We start from the raw sequence: 17,159 nt of genomic DNA, 5'->3' as shown, positions 1-17,159 counted from the left end.
ATAAAAAAGACATACCGTTTATAAAAAAGACATACCGTTTGAAATAAAGTTCTACCTGTTTTAAAAAAGTTGCACCGTTTCACCCTTTTAGATTTTTTTGTCTAAAGGGGTGTTTTTTTTATGAGACGAATTGTAATATTAAGTGCACCACTCAAAATAAATAAAAAAAGACCCATTCAATATGAGCCTGTATAATTAAAGTTCCTACACCAAAATCAACAGGGGGCCATATTGAATGAGCTATTGTCATCTTACCATATCTGAACGTTCGAAAATAGAGGTTTTAAAAGGATTAGGGTACTCTTGTCGTGCCATTGCGCGTCATCTCAACCGTTCTCATACAACGATTTCTCGTGAATTAAAGCGATTGAACGAATGGTCTGCTGAAAAGGCGCAATGGCACGCGGCTGCGCAGAAGAAAAAATGTGGTGCGCGTTCAAAGTGTACCGATGAATTGCGTAAAGTTATCGAAGAAAAACTAAAAGCGACATGGTCTCCTGAACAGATTGTCGGTTCCTTGTTTCAAGGCAAATTATCTTTCAAAACGATTTATCACTGGCTTTATTCAGGGAAACTTCACGTGACGCTTCAAGTGCTTCGCCAAAAAGGAAAATGTAAGGCACCACACGAAACACGTGGTCGTTTCAACGTTGGAACTTCTATTCAGCAGCGCCCAAAAGAAGTCAAAACGCGTGAAACGTTTGGCCATTGGAAATTAGATACCGTCGTTTCAGCGCGTGGTACGAAAGGATGTATGGCGACATTCGCCGAGCGAAAAACACGTTTCTATGTCAGCATTCAAATACCGAATAGCTCGGCGCAATCGATGAAGTGGGCGATTGAACAGCTCATTTCGCGTTATCCAAGAAAATGTTTTCAAACGTTTACGACGGATCGTGGAAAAGAATTTAGCTGTTACGCCGAACTTGAAAAACAGTACGGCATCCCATTTTACTTCGCTGATCCGTACGCACCTTGGCAACGTGGCACGAATGAAAATAGTAATGGTCTTTTACGCGAATTTTTCCCAAAACGAATGGATTTGGGACAACTCACATCATCAGAAATAGAAAAAGCACTTTCATTGACAGTCGACCAAGAAAGTGCCTCAACTGGAATACCACACAGGATGCATTTGAATCTGAAGTGGTGCAGTTAATTTGACAATCTATCATTGAGATATATTGATGATAAATGGTATTTAAATACCGGTGAAGTAGATGAAAAAGCTTTAGAACGTGAAGGTATTTCATTAAGTAAGAGTAAAAAGAATATTCTAGAGAGTTTATTTGAGCAAGTGAATCCTAAAAATAAAATGTATGAAGTAATAGATTCAGAGAACGATATCCTTTTACAAACTAAGTTTTAATCAATCTTTTTTATAAAATTAGAATCTTTTTAAAAGTAAACTCACTAACTTTGATTAATCTTTTTTCAAAGTTGGTGGGTTTCTTCTATGCTATGATGGAACAGTTAGGATATTACATTAACTTACATATGTAAAACGATATTAGGGGTGATATTATGTCAAGTATATTGGTTTTAGAAGATGATGTAAATGTAAATCGAGGAATAACATTTTCTTTGGAGAAATCTGGAAATATTGTTTTTTCTGCTGAAACAATACAAGCTGCAAAAAGTGTAGCTGTTGTTAATAAAATTGATCTCGTTATTTGTGATATAAATCTTCCGGACGGAAATGGGCTTGATTTTATAAAGTGGATGAGGCAGCAAAATAAGGCATATATTATTTGTCTTACTGCATTAGACCAAGAGATAAGTCAGGTAATGGGGTATGAAGCGGGTGCTGATGATTATATCACGAAACCTTTCAGCCTATCCGTACTGCTTCTAAAAATTGAAGCCTATTTCAATCGTATCAAAAGCAGTAATGAAGAAAATGAAATAATATCAAGGGACATTCGAGTGCTTCCAAGAGAGATGAAAGTTCTGGTCAAAGGCAAGGAAGTGGTATTGACGAAGAACGAATGGAAGATGCTTACTTTATTTTTGAAATATCCAAAGCAGGTTCTTTCTAAAAAGCAGATATTAGAAAATATATTTGATATTGATGGAGAATTTGTAGATGAGAATACAGTTGCCGTGAATGTGCGGAGGCTTCGTGAAAAAATTGAAGAAGATCCAGCAAAGCCAGTGTATTTGAAAAACATACGGGGACTTGGTTATGTATGGAATCAGGAAGTGGGTTAATCTGGTGGCAAGAGGAAAAAGAAAGAAACAACAAATCCTACAGCTAATAAGCATAGTCATGTTTGCATATATTTTTAGCAACTGTTTGACAACATGGGTATATTACCAGAATTACAATAACAGCATGAACATCTTGGCAGAGATCGCTACTAAATCTGGGCAAGATGGAGTTGATATTGTGATAGATATTCTAAAAGATAACAATTTAGATTCGATAGAACAAGGAAAACAGTTGCTGGAGAAGTATGGTTATTTGAAGAATGTTGAGAATGTTTTATATCAACAGTTCTTACAGAACATAGCTTTAACAGCGGGTGGCACATTCTTTTTGTTTGTCATACTTTTTTCTTTGTTATGGCTTTGGCAAAGAATGATCCTACAAAAGGATAAAGCCAGATTTTCGCAAATAGAAAACACACTTGTGAATTTTCGAGAAAACAATTATGAAGTAATACTGGAACTAGATGATGACGATGAAGATGAGCAGGAAAAAATCAAATATCAATTGGATGTACTTGGACATTATATGAAGTTGCTGAAAGAAAAAGCGCGATTGGAAAAGGAAGGAACGAAAGAGCTGGTTTCTGATATATCGCATCAATTAAAAGCCCCCGTCGCAGCATTAGATGCCTGTTTTAGTGTATTGCTTCGAGATAATCTAAGTGAAGAAGAACAAAAAGAGTTTCGAATAAGGTGTAGAAATGCATTAGACGGTTTGGAAGTACTGCTGCAATCATTATTGCAGATTTCAAAAATGGAAGTAGGATTAATTCAAATTGATAAAAAAAAGCTTCCTCTTTTAGAAACAATAATTACTGCTGTGAATCGTGTCTATCCGAATGCAATAAAGAAGGACATTGAGCTAGTTTTTGACTTTGATGAAACATTAGAAAACTATGAGATTATGCAAGACAAAAAATGGTTGAGTGAAGCACTTATCAACATTTTGGATAATGCTATTAAGTACAGCCCGACTCATTCCGAAATAGCGATTCGATTACAAAAAAGAACTGGGATTGTACGTATTGAGATTGAAGACCAAGGGATTGGTATACCGAAGGAAGAATATCATAAGGTATTTCAACGCTTTTTCAGAGGCTCCCTGCCAGAAGTAAAAGAAGAAAGTGGTTCTGGGATTGGATTATTTCTTTCAAGAGAAATTATCGAGCAACATCATGGGACGATAACAGTGTCCTCTAATTTCGACATGGAAGTTGGATTTAATCATAGACATGGCAGTAAGTTTGTTATTCAACTGCTAGAGAAAAAGTAGAAGTCTTACGAAACCGTAAGACTTCTATTTTTTTTGAAAGTGAAATGAAAGATTCACTTGATAAGATAGGAGTAAAATTAGAACATGGAGGACTGTTAAATGAGTGTCATATTAGAAACAAACCAACTTAGTAAGTTTTATGGAACAAATAAAAATCAAGTGAAGGCAGTAAATAATGTAAGCATTAAGATTAATCGGGGGGAATTTGTTGCCATTGTAGGTAAATCTGGCTCTGGCAAAAGCACACTACTCCATATGCTTGGGGGACTTGATATGCCAACGGAAGGCAAAGTTCTATTATCGGGAAACGATATGTATCAGATGAGCGAGGATCAACTGGCAATTTTTCGTAGAAGAAAAATCGGCTTTATTTTTCAAGCATATAATTTGGTTTCAGCCATCAATGTTTGGGAAAATATCGTGTTACCTTTAGGACTGGATGGAAAAAAAGTCGATGAAGTATATGCAAATGACATCATTACCACACTAGGTATTGAGAATCGGATCCATAACCTCCCGAATACATTATCAGGTGGACAGCAGCAGCGAGTCGCAATCGCAAGAGCCTTAATCACAAAACCAGAAATACTTTTTGCAGATGAACCAACCGGTAATCTTGATTCAAAAACAAGCGACGAAGTAATTGGCCTGCTAAAAATGACGGCAAAAAAATATGGTCAGACCATCGTGATGATTACACATGATGATCAAATTGCACAGGTAGCAGACCGTATCTTAATCATTGAAGATGGACAAGTGGTGGATTTCCGATGAATACAATTACTAAAATCGCATTCAACAATAACAAGCAGAATAAAACGAGAAGTATCCTTATCATATTTGCTATTTGTTTAACGACAATGCTACTTACTATTATCAGCACTATTGGAAATGGCGTTATTAACCTACAAAAAGAAAATGCAGCGGACAGATATGGAAGCAATTATGGACTGTTCTTATCTGTAGATGATACGCAGTTACAGGAAATCGAACGAAGAGCTGAAATAGATACGGTCGGGCTGATGTCTACAGCCGGTATCTTAAAAGGGAATGAGAAAGGCGCATTTGTTAGTGCAGACGAGCATGTCCGAGAAATGCTACCTTACAATCAAGAATATTTACTTTCGGAAGGATCCTATCCAAAGAGTTCACGGGATATTGCTGCAAGTAAAGCTTTCTTTAAGTCGCAGGGCTATGAGCATGTGAAAATTGGAGATAGTATTCGTCTTGAATATCGTTCTGGAATGAACGAGGAATATAGTAAGCAAGATTTTGTAGTTAGTGGCATTCTATTTGATCGAGAGGAATATAAAGCTAAGTCTTCCTATATAGTATTCACTTCTTCCGATTTTTATGATAGTCAATTTGCAGAAGACGAGCGAGCATACAATGTCTATTTTACATTGAATGATTCTGTCCATGTTTCTATGAATAACATTGATTCAGTGCTTACGAACATTGCGGATTCTTCCGGAATTGATAGCAAAAACCTGATTGTAAATGATTATTTCTTGTCTTGGACACTAGAGCCGAGCTATGAAATGATTGCGGTATGTGGCATTCTAATCTTAGGGATTGTACTGTTTTCGGTTGTTGTTATCTATAATATTTTTCAAGTGGGTATCGCTCAAAAGATACAAGAATACGGAAAAATCAAAGCCTTAGGTGCAACAAAAAAGCAGATGAAACAGTTGATTTTTCGAGAAGGTATGATTCTTTCAGTGCTTTCAATACCTATTGGATGGGTTCTTGGATTTTTTATGGCAAAAGTAAGCTTTGGTTGGTTAATCGAACAAGGGAATATGGCATCTATTGGAATACCAAATAGTCAGGTACCATTATTTTCAGCCACATTGATGCTAGTTAGTATTTTGATTTCATTGCTAACAGTGATATTAGCACTTCGAAAGCCGATGAAAATTGTCTCGAAAATATCGCCTATTGAAGCAACACGATATTTGGAAAACTCAACAAAAAAGAACCATGGAATGCGGAAAGGCCAAAAAAATATATCTGTATTCTCTTTGGCAATGGCAAATGTAGTTGGTAATAAGAAAAGAACAATCGGAACGATTCTTACAATGGGTCTTTCTTGTGTATTATTTGTGATTATCGCAAACTTTGTAGGAAATATCGATACGGAATACGAAGCAAGAAAAGGCATGAATCACGGGCAATTTGAATTGAAGCTTGATTATTCTTATGAGTGGGATGAAGCTTATCCAGAAAATAATCTGGATTCGATTCTTAAAAAGAATCCATTGAATGACACACTTATTGCAGAAATTGAGCGTATACCAGGCGTTAATAAAGTGCTAACGAGAGAAATTGCTGTTGCAAAAATAAATGGTTCAAAGCAGGTCGTCTCGATTGTGAATAAAGAAGATTTTGAAAAGATGCGATATGAAGGCGACCTTGGCCCAATGGATTATAACGAGGCTGTAAGAAATGGAGATGTTTTCTTCGGTTGGTCTATGTGGATGGCGCCAGATGGCTATTCATTGAATGATCCGATAACTTTTGAATTAGATAATGGGACAGAAGAATTTACTTATAAAGGAAATATTGCTGGTGCATTTACAAGTGCGGATACCTATCTTGTCATCCCAGAGGAGGTCTATCAAGCGATGCAGCCAGAAGGGGTATCCTATGGCTATATCTGGATCGATACGGACGAAGGCGATGTAGCTTCGGTGGAGCAAAATGTAAGAAACCTAATTGAAGATACATCTTATGTCAAGTTTAAAACTTACCATGATGAATTGCAGACAGCTGAATTCGCAAGTACCATGATGAAGTTGGGAAGTTATTTATTTATGGCAATTGCAGGCTTGATTGGATTTATGAATCTTGCCAATACAATGATTATAAATATCATAACAAAAAGACAAGAATATGGCGTATTGCAAGCTGTTGGAATGACGAACAAGCAATTAAATATTAGCTTGCAGCTGCAAGGCTTGATTTTCACACTAGGAACAATATTCGTCTCTCTTGTTGTAGGATTACCGATTGGATATCTACTCTTTTCTTATGCGAAGGTGAATGGCGTATTTGGAATGAATGTTTACCATATTCCATTTATACCTATTCTGGCGATGATTTTGGTGGTTAGTTTCTTGCAGATTGTACTATCTTTTGTTTTAAGTCATAATCTGAAAAAAGCAACTTTGGTTGAAAGAATCCATTATCAAGGTTAATAGATGTAATTTTCAAATAGGAATTAAAGAAAAATTTATTATAAGCAAAATTTAGCCGACATACTAATATGTTCCAGAAAATGGGAAGATTGATAAAAAGACCCTCGATTTGTTCCTACGAACGTTCGAGGGCATTTAATATACATGCAATTTACTCGTGCCATGTTTAAGCTGCTATAAAGCTAACATTGTAAGAGGTATAAAACAAAAATTGAAAAGATGGTGGTAAAATCTCTTTGGGCGGATATTCAAGAGTACGGTGCAGAATCTGGACTTATCGTTACAATAAGTTCCCTGTCTCCGGGTGCTGAAAAGGTATGTACAGCAAGAAATTATCCTATTCCTCAAGCAAATAGGGAAACACTAGAACAATGGGTTAATGTTATGAGAACTCCATATAAGGGTGTTTTCATGGCAGAATAACTTACATATATTCTTAAAAAAATTAAGCGATTTTGCTGAAGATTGAATCACAGATTATGATCAATCTTTTTATAAAAATTGTACAATGGTTCACAAAGAAAGAAACCGTCCAATATAAAACCCGCACATTTCAATTGAGATGTGCGGGTTTTTTGTCTTGTAAAATCATTTTGAGAACTAAGTAAATAATAAAAAAGAAAACTGTTAGTAATTTATTTAGTTATAAAATGAACATTCATCGTCTACTTCTACGAAAGTAAGGGTAACTGAATGAAGATAGTTATACGAATAGGAGGGATGATAATGAAGGAGTTTCAGCACGTTTTGCGCTGGTTGCAGCAAACGGTATACGAACCGAGTGGATTGGTCGTAACGGACGCTCAAGAAGAGCAGCAAAATGCGAAGTACGCAGGGGGGGATTTTCACTTTAAACGGAAAGCGGATTCGTTTGAGGGTCGCGCATGTGACACCGAAGAAAATAGGACAGTTCGTAGCGATGTGACAAAAAAATAAAGACGATCAAAATGAAGCTTTCTCGGAAGAAGAAGCGGTAGATTATTACGTGATTGTCGTCTTCAAAAATAATGACGTATACGGCCAATTTGTTTTTCCGAAAGACGTATTAGCGAAAAAAGGGATTCTTCGGACAGCGGAGAAAAAAGGTAAGATGGCAATGCGAGTGTATGCGAGTTGGGATGAACCGACGAGTAAACAAGCGATTGCGACGCAAAAATGGCAACAGCCGTATTTTTTCGAGTGGCAACAGCAAGAGGACATTAACGAGCGATGGAAGGTACTGTATCATTTAGGATAAAAGCTATTTAATACTTAAAAATGTATAGAATACTTGAGTTTTTATCGCTTTAAGCCAAACAGCATCTTCTCAATTACGCTTTTTTAAAGTAAACTAATGGTCGTTATGACAATTACTGTTTTTGGGAGGGTTGGCATGCTTGAATTACATAATGTGACGAAGCGTTATGAGCAGCAACTCGTTGTGAATGATGTGACATTAACGATTGAGTCGGGTGAGATTTTTGGATTGATCGGGCAAAGTGGTGCGGGAAAATCGACGATTCTGCGTATGATGAACTGTCTTGAAAAACCGACGAGCGGTGAAGTAATCGTCGACGGGCGAAATTTAGCGTCGAGTACGGCACGTGAATTACGAGAAGCACGAAAGTCGATTGGGATGATCTTTCAGCATTTTAATTTAGTCGCAAACAAAACGGTGTACGATAATGTCGAGCTAGCACTCGTGTTAGCACATTATCCGAAGTCGAAGCGAAAAGAGCGCGTACTAGAGTGCTTGCGATTTGTAGGGCTAGAAGAAATGCACCGGAAGTATCCCGCACAGCTAAGTGGTGGACAGAAGCAGCGTGTGGCGATTGCGCGTGCGCTCGTGAACGAGCCGAAGATTTTACTATGTGATGAACCGACGTCTTCTCTTGACCCGAAGACGACGGCAGAAATTTTACAAGTACTTCAACAAATTAACGAGCGTCTCGGCGTGACGATTGCGATCGTTAGTCATGAGATGGACGTGATTAAGCGCATTTGTCATCGCGTTTGCGTCGTATCAAAAGGAGAAATTTATAAAATTGTTCCGATTGAACCGCTCGGCATCGCGTCTATTGAAGACCATCCGCAAACATTCGTAGATGAACTACTGCGGGAGGGTGTTTAAATGCCAGATATTTTAGTGCAATACGAGCAAGAGATTATTCGCTCGATTATGCAGACGGGGATTATGCTCGGTATTTCCGTACTGTCTGCGGTTATTATTGGTTTACCAGTCGGGACGTTTTTATATTTAACGAGTAAAGGGAAGCTGCTTGAAAATAAAGTCGTGTACAACGTCTTAAACTTACTCGTGAATATTATTCGTTCTTTCCCGTTCTTACTACTCGTTATTTTCTTAATTCCGTTTACACGAATCGTTGTCGGAACAGCGATTGGGACGGCGGCAGCGTGTGTGCCACTTGCGATTATTGCGTTTGCACACTACGCTCGTTTCGTCGAACAGTCGTTATTAGAAGTACCAAAAGGTGTTATTGAAGCGGCCATTTCGATGGGTGCCTCGACGAAAGATATTATTTTTAAATTTTTATTCGTCGAAGCACGTTCGGGATTAATTCTCGGATTGACGACATCGATCGTCAGCTTCATTTCGTATTCAACGATTATGGGCGTCGTTGGTGGCGGAGGAATCGGGGATTTTGCGGTTCGTTACGGTTACCAACAGTTCATGGTAGATTTAATGCTTTACGTCATTATTATTATGATTATCCTCGTGCAAATCATTCAAATTATCGGTACGACCGTCGCGAGAAAACTAGACAAACGATAGGGGCATTCACTTGAAAAAATTATTATTCATGTTGTTTACTGTAGTATTGTTAGCTGCTTGTGGAAATGAAGAAAAATCATCAGAGACGAAAGAGAAAGCAGGCAATGAAACGTTGAAAGTGGCATCATTGATTCCACCGATGACAGACATTTTAGAAGTAGCTAAACCGTTATTGAAAAAAGAAGGCATTGATTTAGATATCGTCATTTTAGGCGATAACGTTCAACCGAATACAGCACTTGCGGCACATGAAGTGGACGCGAACTTATTCCAACATCAATTTTTCATGAAAGAATTTAATAAAGCGAACGGCGCAGATTTAGTCGCTGTTCAAAAAATTTATTATCCGAACTTCAGCGTCTATTCAAAAAAATATGATAGCTGGGAAGACCTTCCGAAAGGTGCGACGCTAGCGATTGCAAATGATGCATCGAATATTGATCGTTCTCTTCAACTGTTATCACAAAATAAAGTGATTCAATTAGGAGAGAAAAAAGGAACGTATTACACGTACGATGACATTACAGAAAATAAAAAAGACATCCAATTTAAAGAGGTCGATTTATTAATGTTAGCACGTGCGTATGATGAAGTAGATGCGGTGACATTGTATCCAGCTTACGCTTCACCACTTGGCTTAAAACCGAGTAAAGATGCACTTCTTCAAGAGTTACCAGGGAATGACTATGCGATTCAACTCGTAACGAATAAAGAAGATGAAAATAATGAAGCGATTCAAAAGCTGAAAAAAGCATTAACGAGCGATGAAGTTCGTGAATACTTAGAGAAAAATTTCAAGGAAACATCGATTCCTGCCTTTTAATTTATACGAAAAAGTCTATGCGAATGTATAGGCTTTTTTTGTTGATTTAGTTTATGAATATGGGAAATCTTTCAAGTTAGTTATGCGATTATTTGGATGAAATATGTCAGAAATAATGCGAATAGTCACATTTTATATTACGTTTTTCTGAGTTATATTGGTTTTTAAATGTGAAGATGCTATGATAGTAATGATATAAATGAGAACGATTTTCATTAAAGTGAAAATCGAAATATGATGAAGAAAAAGAGGGCAAGCTGGATGAAGTTATGGATGTTGATTGTTGCGGCAGTCGTCCTATCTTTTGTTTCTCTTTTTGTAGGGGCAATTGATATTAAGCCGTCGGATTTATTGGACTGGCAATCGGATGAAGTGCAAATCTTTTTAATTAGTCGTCTTCCACGTTTAATGGCGATTATATTAGCCGGAGCGGGCATGAGTATTGCCGGATTAATTATGCAAGCATTGAGCCGAAATAAGTTCGTGTCACCAACGACTGCAGGAACATTAGATGCGGCCAAGTTAGGAATTGTCTTATCGATGATTTTTTTCACGAACGTTACATACATGCAAAAAATTATGTTTGGTTTTGCATTTGCGTTAATCGGCACGTTTATTTTCATGAAATTACTCGACCGCATTAAATTTAAAGACGCTATTTTTGTTCCGCTCGTAGGGATTATGTTCGGGAATATTTTATCGTCGATTACGACATTTCTCGGATACGAGGCAGATATTTTACAAAATGTCGGAGCCTTTTTCTTAGGAAGTTTCACACTTGTCGTTGCGGGGCGTTATGAGCTTTTATACGTCGCAGTTCCTGCGATTATTCTCGCATATTTGTTTGCGAACAAATTTATGGTTGCGGGTATGGGCGAAGAGTTTGCTAAAAACTTAGGCTTGAGTTACAAGTCGGTATTGAATATTGGACTTGTCCTCGTCGCAATTATTTCAACGACGGTTATTTTGACGGTCGGTGTCATTCCATTTTTAGGTTTGATTATTCCAAATATCGTTTCACTTTATTTAGGAGACAATTTGCGCAAGACGATTCCACATACGGTAGCGCTCGGTGTCGTATTTTTACTCGTATGCGATATTTTCAGTCGTCTCATCGTTGCACCGTATGAAATCCCTGTCAATACGACAGTTGCGGTTATTGGTAGCGCCATCTTCTTAGTGATGTTGTTTAGGGGGAAAGCGTATGCAAAGTAATGTGAAACGTGCGAATCGCATTAAGTTAATTTGTTTGTTTATACTAGCGGCATTATCGATTGTCGGCTTTTTATTTTATAACATTCAAGGAAGTTTTAGTTATGCTTTTCCGAAAAGGGTAGACCGCGTACTCGCAATGGTCATTACAGCCGTTGCGATTGCGTATGCGACAGTTATGTTCCAAACGGTAACACGAAATCGTATTTTAACACCGTCTATGATCGGTGTAGATTCGATGTATGAAGTCGTACAAACGGTTATATTCTTCTTCTTAGGTTCGGCATCGGCATTCGTTGTCGACCGTTATTTAAACTTCGGGACATCGATCGTTGCTATGGTTTTATTCGCTTTACTTTTGTATCGCTTCTTGTTTAGAGCGGATAAATATCCGATTTTCCTACTGCTTTTAGCAGGAATGATTATCGGTACGTTACTCGGCAGTCTCGTTAGTTTCTTACAAGTATTAATTGATCCAGTAGAGTATTTAAGCTTACAAAATAAATTGTTTGCGAGTTTCACGAATGTGAAGTCTGAGCTCGTTTTAATTTCAGCTGTCATTTTAATTGCTTGCTTCATATACGGCGCTTTTATGATGAAAGATTTAGACGTGATGAATTTAGGTCGCGACAATGCGATGAATTTAGGTGTGAATTACGACAAAATTGTTTTGAACGTTTTAATTTTAGCTTCGATTTTATTAGCAACTTCGACGGCACTCGTTGGACCTATTACGTTTTTAGGATTAATTGTTGCCAACTTAGCGTATCAATTTTTAGTGACGTACAAACATTCTATCCTCATACTCGGTGCAAGTTTAATTAGTATTATCGCACTCGTCGGGGGGGCAATTCCTCGTATTACACGTATTTGAATTGTCGACGACGATTAGCGTCATCATCAACTTTGTCGGCGGTATTTATTTCATTTACTTATTGTTGAAACAAAGTAAGGGGGTAACGAGATGATTGAAATAAAAGGTATTACGAAACTTTTTGGCAAGAAAAAAGTAGTGGAAGATGTTTCCGTTACGATTGAAACAGGAAAAATCACATCGTTCATCGGACCAAATGGTGCAGGTAAATCAACTCTACTATCGATGGTTAGTCGCTTGCTAGAAGCCGATACGGGAGAAGTTTTACTCGATCAAACGAATGTGAAAAGTTTAAAATCAAAAGAATTTGCGAAGCGCGTCGCGATTTTACGTCAGTCTAACTTTATTAACGTGCGTTTAACGGTGCGTGAACTCGTCGCATTTGGACGTTACCCGTACTCACACGGTCGTTTAAATGAAGAAGATGACATGAAAATTGATGAAGCGTTAGTGTATATGAATCTCGTTGACATTCAGCATCAGTTTTTAGATGAACTTTCAGGTGGTCAGAAGCAACGAGCGTTTATTTCGATGGTCATTGCACAAGATACAGAGTACATTTTACTCGATGAACCATTAAACAATTTGGACATGAAACATTCTGTTCAAATTATGAAAATTTTACGCAAGCTCGTAGATGAATTAGGTAAAACGGTCGTCATCGTGTTACATGATATTAACTTCGCTTCTGTGTATTCAGACCGCATTGTCGCACTGAAAGATGGACGTCTCGTAAAAGATGGTCCGACGGCAGAAATTATTAATACGACGGCTTTAAAAGACGTGTATGATATGAATATTCCAGTACAAGAACAAGACGGTTGTAAAATTTGCGTGTACTTCCAATCGCAATAATTTCCTAAATGACGGTTGACAACACTATGTAAAGTTCGTTACAATTTTAGTAGATAATTGAAAATGATAATCATTATCAGTGTATATAAAGGATCTTAGGAGGAGAATTTTAAAATGAAAAAATGGCGTTTCTTAACTGCAACTGCAGCATTAACTTTAATGTTAGGTGCTTGTGGTACTGACGAATCAGAAAAAGACTCTTCAGGAGCTAAAACAGAACAAACTTCAGATAGCAAAACAGCTGCTAACGCAGATGCTTTCCCAATGACTGTGCAATCATTGAGTGCTTCTCGCGAAACAGAAGACGGTAAAAAACTTACTTTTGAAGACGTTGAACTGAAAGAGCAACCTAAACGTATTGCAGTAATGGATTACGGTTTCTTAGATACTTTAGATGCACTTGGTGTAGAAGGTGTTGTAGCGATTCCTTACGGTGATGGTAAAGGGAATTTACCAGCTGAACTAAAAGAAAAATACAAACCATCTAGCGATTTACAAGATGTAGGGAATTTAAAAGAACTAAATCTTGAAAAAGTAGCAGCGGCTGAACCAGATGTCATCTTCATCTCAGGTCGTCAAGCAGGCTACTATGAAGAGCTAAAAGAAATTACACCGAATGTTATTTTCATCGGCTCAGATAATTCTGATTATCTTGGTGGCGTAGAAGACTCAATCGATTTAGCAGCGAAAGTTTTCAACAAAGAAGATAAAGCGAAAGAATTAAAAGCGACAATCGATGAGAAGAAAAAAGCCATCCAAGAAAAAGCAGCTACGTACGACAATGCTTTAGTAACAATGTATAGTGATAAACAAATTTCAGGTTTCGATAACGGTGAAGATTCTCGCTTTAAGTACGTATACGATTCATTTGGCTTTAAACCAGCTGTAACAGGAATCGATACGTCAGCACACGGTTCTAACTTCTCTTATGAAGCAATCTTAAAAGCGAATCCAGAAGTGTTATTCGTCATTGACCGTAATAACATGGATGTAGATGCACTGAAAAAAGATGTTGAAAACGACATTATTAAGAAAACAGACGCTTATAAAAATGGCAAAATTGTTTACTTAGACGGTGTAAACTGGTACTTCTCAAGTAACGGTGCAACAACAGAAGTTGAAAAAATGGATGAAATCTTAAACGAATTAAAATAAAACTAAATAAAAAGGAGCCTGCCTCAATTGAGTCAGGCTCTTTTTTCTAAAGGGGAATATAATAATGTTTATACAAATGCGCCGTACAGTCGTCAAAGAAGGTTTTTAGATCAAGCTCTTGAAAAATTTAAACCAAATCCAAATAAAGTTTCACTCGTGGAACAGCGTGAAGGATTTATTAGCCGTGAGATTTTAGTGAAAAAAACACGTCGCGGTGACGGTGAGATTGTTATGCTCGTACGTTGGGAATCAGAAGAAGCGTGGAAAGCTTGGGAGAAGAGCCCAGAGCACATCGCAGGTCATAAAAAGCAAATCGCTGAACATGGTGGCAAACCTCCAAAGCCTGACTATGTCATTTCAAGTGAAGGTAGCGTTTATAACGTTTTATAAATAAGAAAAAGGTTGAGACATGTTGTCTCAACCTTTTTTATTACAATTGACCGTAGCCAGTAAAGTATTTCGCCCAATAACCTGAGTGGATATTATCGATTTTAATGCCCGAACTTGCGGCAGAAATCATTTGACCATTTCCAATATAAAAACCGACGTGCGAAATACCAGACTTATACGTGTTACTAAAGAATACTAAATCACCGACTTGAGGCGATGAAGTACGTTTAGACATCGAGTAGTAACCTGCTGCGCTCGTGCGACCGAGACCGCGGCCCGATTCTTTAAGGACGTAGTAAATGAATCCAGAACAATCGAACCCAGCCGAGGGAGAAGAGCCACCAAATGTATATTGGATGCCTAAATATTTTTTCGCAAGAGCAATGACTTTAGTAGATGAATCATTACTCGTTTGTGTAATAGATGAAGAATTATTTGAACTGTTTCCAGCTGTATTTGTAGTCGTTGAACCTGATACTTTTAATTTTTGACCGACGAAGATGAGTGTAGAATTCAACCCGTTTAACTGCATCAATTTAGCATACGTCGTATTGTATTGAGAAGCAATTTTTCCTAATGATTCACCGGCTTTGACAGTATGCGTCGAAGTAGATGAAGAACTAGAATTGCTAGATGAAGAAGACGTAGAGTTCGTGCTAGCAGAACCCGATACTTTTAGTTTTTGGCCGACGTAGATCATTGTAGAGTTTAAGCTGTTTAGTTTCATGATATTCGTATAAGACGTACCATGTTTTGAAGCAATGCTACTTAACGTATCACCAGACTTCACTGTGTATGTTGAAGCGGATGAAGAAGAATTGCTAGATGAAGAAGAGGTAGAGTTCGTACTAGCAGAACCTGATACTTTTAGTTTTTGACCGGCGTAGATCATTGTAGAATGTAAGTTATTTAGTTTCATGATGTTCGTATAAGATGTACCATATTTTGAAGCGATGGCACTTAACGTATCACCTGATTTGACGGTATATGTTGACGAGTTAGTCGAAGTAGAGTTAGTCGAAGTAGATGAAGAAGTCGACGCCATTTTTCCATTTACAGTTAATGTTTGCCCTGGATAAATGACAGTTGATGATAAATTATTTTGCTTCATAAGGTTCGTGTAAGATGTACCGTATTTTGAAGCGATGGTGCTTAAATTATCACCTGATTTGACGGTGTAAGTAGCAGCAGAAGCTTCTGTTATTCCTGTTAATAAAAGAGTACTACCGAGTAAGGTAGCGGCGATTTTTGGCGTGATTTTTGATGTATATGTATGCATTCATATTCTCCCATTCATAATATGTCGTTACGAACAGTGTACGAAATGAACGTTACAATAAAATAACAATTTTATGATAAGAAAAGAAATAATAAGACAGTATGATGATAAATATGACGCTAACATGGTAAAAGAAGAAAAATATTATGAAAGATGCTATTGTATTGTCATGCTTGTATAAAAAGAAGAAAATAAAGTTAATTTTTTGGAACAATTCGCAAAACATATACATAAAATGTAAAATAGATAAAAATAGGATTTTAAAGAATAGGAAGGTAAAGACGAATGCCAAAATATTTTATCGTCTGTTTCATTATTTTAGGAGTGCTACTCGCAGGGTGTAGTAATGAATCTTCTTACGGGAAAATGCCGAAAGCCAAAGTTATTGTAGATGATCAACAATATGCAACAGAAATCGGAACGTATTGCTGGTCAGATGGTTGCGTCGATAAAGTTTCACCAGAAGAACAAGCAGTAGGAAAAAAAGGAATTGCTGTGCAAAAAGGTGAGAAGATGCGCTTACGATTGACAAGGAAATTAGACGTAGAAGAAACATCACTTTCTGTTACGAGTAAAGGTGTGACGCAAGATGTGCCGTTAACAGCTGGCGTATTTAAAGTACCTAAAAAAGAAGGACGCTACGTATATGCATATCGTGTAATCTTTAAAGATCGGGGCGACGCATCTTATGTGTTCGTCGTTCATGTAGGGAAGTAGAAAAGGGGGATGGAAAATGGACGTATTTGAAGCATATATTGAAACGATTGAAGAGAAAGAACAAAGAGAGCGTTTAGTTGAAATACTACTATGGGTGAAAGAAACTTTTCCACAATTAGAGCCGGTGTTTAAATGGAATCAACCGATGTTTACAGATCATGGAACGTTTATTATTGGTTTTAGCGTTTCGAAAAAACATATCGCTTTTGCGCCAGAGTGTTTAGATGGTTTTGAAGAGAAAATAAAAGCCGCTGGTTACGGTCATGGGAAAAAGCTCGTTCGTATGCCTTGGGAAAAGCCGATTCCGTATGATTTATTACGAGAATTTATTACTTTTAATATAGAAGATAAAAAAGAATGTACAACTTTTTGGCGTCATTAATTCGTCACACACATT

17 protein-coding genes and 3 pseudogenes are annotated in these 17,159 nt (G+C 37.4%); 19 read left to right on the top strand and 1 reads right to left on the bottom strand.

Going from position 1 to position 17,159, the window contains the following annotated elements; all coding sequences use genetic code 11:
- Window positions 1-235: 235 nt before the first annotated feature.
- From KSHG_RS17075 to KSHG_RS17055, 17 genes and pseudogenes are all read left to right on the top strand, one after another.
- Window positions 236-1,164, top strand: a pseudogene (locus KSHG_RS17075) (IS30 family transposase).
- A 10-nt stretch (window positions 1,165-1,174) separates the two neighbouring features.
- Window positions 1,175-1,369, top strand: a complete 195-nt coding sequence (locus KSHG_RS13275; RefSeq protein WP_010307796.1) for a hypothetical protein — start codon at window positions 1,175-1,177, stop codon at window positions 1,367-1,369.
- A 155-nt stretch (window positions 1,370-1,524) separates the two neighbouring features.
- Entirely contained in the window at window positions 1,525-2,211 is a 687-nt protein-coding gene (locus tag KSHG_RS13270) for a response regulator transcription factor (RefSeq protein ID WP_010307793.1), read from the top strand.
- A 4-nt stretch (window positions 2,212-2,215) separates the two neighbouring features.
- Window positions 2,216-3,484: a sensor histidine kinase gene (locus tag KSHG_RS13265; RefSeq protein WP_210432983.1), complete on the top strand. Its 1,269-nt coding sequence runs from the start codon at window positions 2,216-2,218 to the stop codon at window positions 3,482-3,484.
- 99 nt (window positions 3,485-3,583) lie between these two features.
- A complete protein-coding gene (locus KSHG_RS13260) occupies window positions 3,584-4,258 on the top strand; it encodes an ABC transporter ATP-binding protein (protein WP_010307787.1) in 675 nt (224 codons plus the stop codon).
- Entirely contained in the window at window positions 4,255-6,684 is a 2,430-nt protein-coding gene (locus KSHG_RS13255; RefSeq protein ID WP_010307783.1) for an ABC transporter permease, read from the top strand. The genes KSHG_RS13260 and KSHG_RS13255 overlap by 4 nt, the downstream gene beginning before the upstream one ends.
- 201 nt (window positions 6,685-6,885) lie before the next feature.
- Window positions 6,886-7,107, top strand: a pseudogene (locus tag KSHG_RS19295) (restriction endonuclease); the annotation flags it as partial.
- Between the two features lie 303 nt (window positions 7,108-7,410).
- Window positions 7,411-7,620, top strand: a complete 210-nt coding sequence (locus tag KSHG_RS19340) for a hypothetical protein (RefSeq protein ID WP_010307775.1) — start codon at window positions 7,411-7,413, stop codon at window positions 7,618-7,620.
- Window positions 7,621-7,669: 49 nt separating this feature from the next.
- On the top strand, window positions 7,670-7,921 hold the full coding sequence (locus KSHG_RS19335; protein WP_010307772.1) for a MepB family protein: 252 nt from the start codon (window positions 7,670-7,672) through the stop codon (window positions 7,919-7,921).
- A gap of 135 nt (window positions 7,922-8,056) precedes the next feature.
- Window positions 8,057-8,794, top strand: a complete 738-nt coding sequence (locus tag KSHG_RS17065; protein ID WP_010307768.1) for a methionine ABC transporter ATP-binding protein — start codon at window positions 8,057-8,059, stop codon at window positions 8,792-8,794.
- Entirely contained in the window at window positions 8,795-9,457 is a 663-nt protein-coding gene (locus KSHG_RS13235; protein ID WP_010307764.1) for a methionine ABC transporter permease, read from the top strand.
- Between the two features lie 10 nt (window positions 9,458-9,467).
- Entirely contained in the window at window positions 9,468-10,280 is an 813-nt protein-coding gene (locus tag KSHG_RS13230; protein ID WP_010307760.1) for a MetQ/NlpA family ABC transporter substrate-binding protein, read from the top strand.
- Between the two features lie 261 nt (window positions 10,281-10,541).
- Entirely contained in the window at window positions 10,542-11,495 is a 954-nt protein-coding gene (locus KSHG_RS13225) for an ABC transporter permease (protein WP_010307756.1), read from the top strand.
- Window positions 11,485-12,460 (top strand): annotated as a pseudogene (locus KSHG_RS17060) (iron chelate uptake ABC transporter family permease subunit). The gene KSHG_RS13225 and the pseudogene KSHG_RS17060 overlap by 11 nt, the downstream one beginning before the upstream one ends.
- The gene (locus KSHG_RS13215) at window positions 12,457-13,221 is read left to right on the top strand and encodes an iron ABC transporter ATP-binding protein (protein ID WP_010307748.1); all 765 of its coding nucleotides are present in this window, start codon (window positions 12,457-12,459) and stop codon (window positions 13,219-13,221) included. Before KSHG_RS17060 ends, KSHG_RS13215 begins: the two are co-directional and overlap by 4 nt.
- Before the next feature lie 114 nt (window positions 13,222-13,335).
- Window positions 13,336-14,376, top strand: a complete 1,041-nt coding sequence (locus tag KSHG_RS13210; protein WP_010307744.1) for a siderophore ABC transporter substrate-binding protein — start codon at window positions 13,336-13,338, stop codon at window positions 14,374-14,376.
- A gap of 27 nt (window positions 14,377-14,403) precedes the next feature.
- A complete protein-coding gene (locus tag KSHG_RS17055; protein WP_010307738.1) occupies window positions 14,404-14,766 on the top strand; it encodes an antibiotic biosynthesis monooxygenase family protein in 363 nt (120 codons plus the stop codon).
- A 40-nt stretch (window positions 14,767-14,806) separates the two neighbouring features.
- Here the strand turns inward: KSHG_RS17055 and KSHG_RS13200 are convergent, their stop codons facing one another.
- A complete protein-coding gene (locus KSHG_RS13200; RefSeq protein WP_010307735.1) occupies window positions 14,807-16,045 on the bottom strand; it encodes a LysM peptidoglycan-binding domain-containing protein in 1,239 nt (412 codons plus the stop codon).
- 285 nt (window positions 16,046-16,330) lie between these two features.
- Between KSHG_RS13200 and KSHG_RS13195 the strand changes: the two genes are divergently transcribed.
- Together KSHG_RS13195 and KSHG_RS13190 are read left to right on the top strand one after the other, a co-directional pair.
- Window positions 16,331-16,762, top strand: coding sequence for a hypothetical protein (locus KSHG_RS13195; protein ID WP_010307732.1), 432 nt, complete (start codon window positions 16,331-16,333; stop codon window positions 16,760-16,762).
- 16 nt (window positions 16,763-16,778) lie between these two features.
- Window positions 16,779-17,144, top strand: a complete 366-nt coding sequence (locus KSHG_RS13190) for an iron chaperone (protein ID WP_010307729.1) — start codon at window positions 16,779-16,781, stop codon at window positions 17,142-17,144.
- The last annotated feature ends 15 nt before the right edge of the window (window positions 17,145-17,159 follow it).

The sequence above is a fragment of the Kurthia senegalensis genome (assembly GCF_000285595.1).
Lineage (GTDB): Bacteria > Bacillota > Bacilli > Bacillales_A > Planococcaceae > Kurthia > Kurthia senegalensis.
The sequence above is the reverse complement of the archived record's forward strand: the minus strand, read 5'-3'. Positions and strand labels throughout refer to the sequence as shown.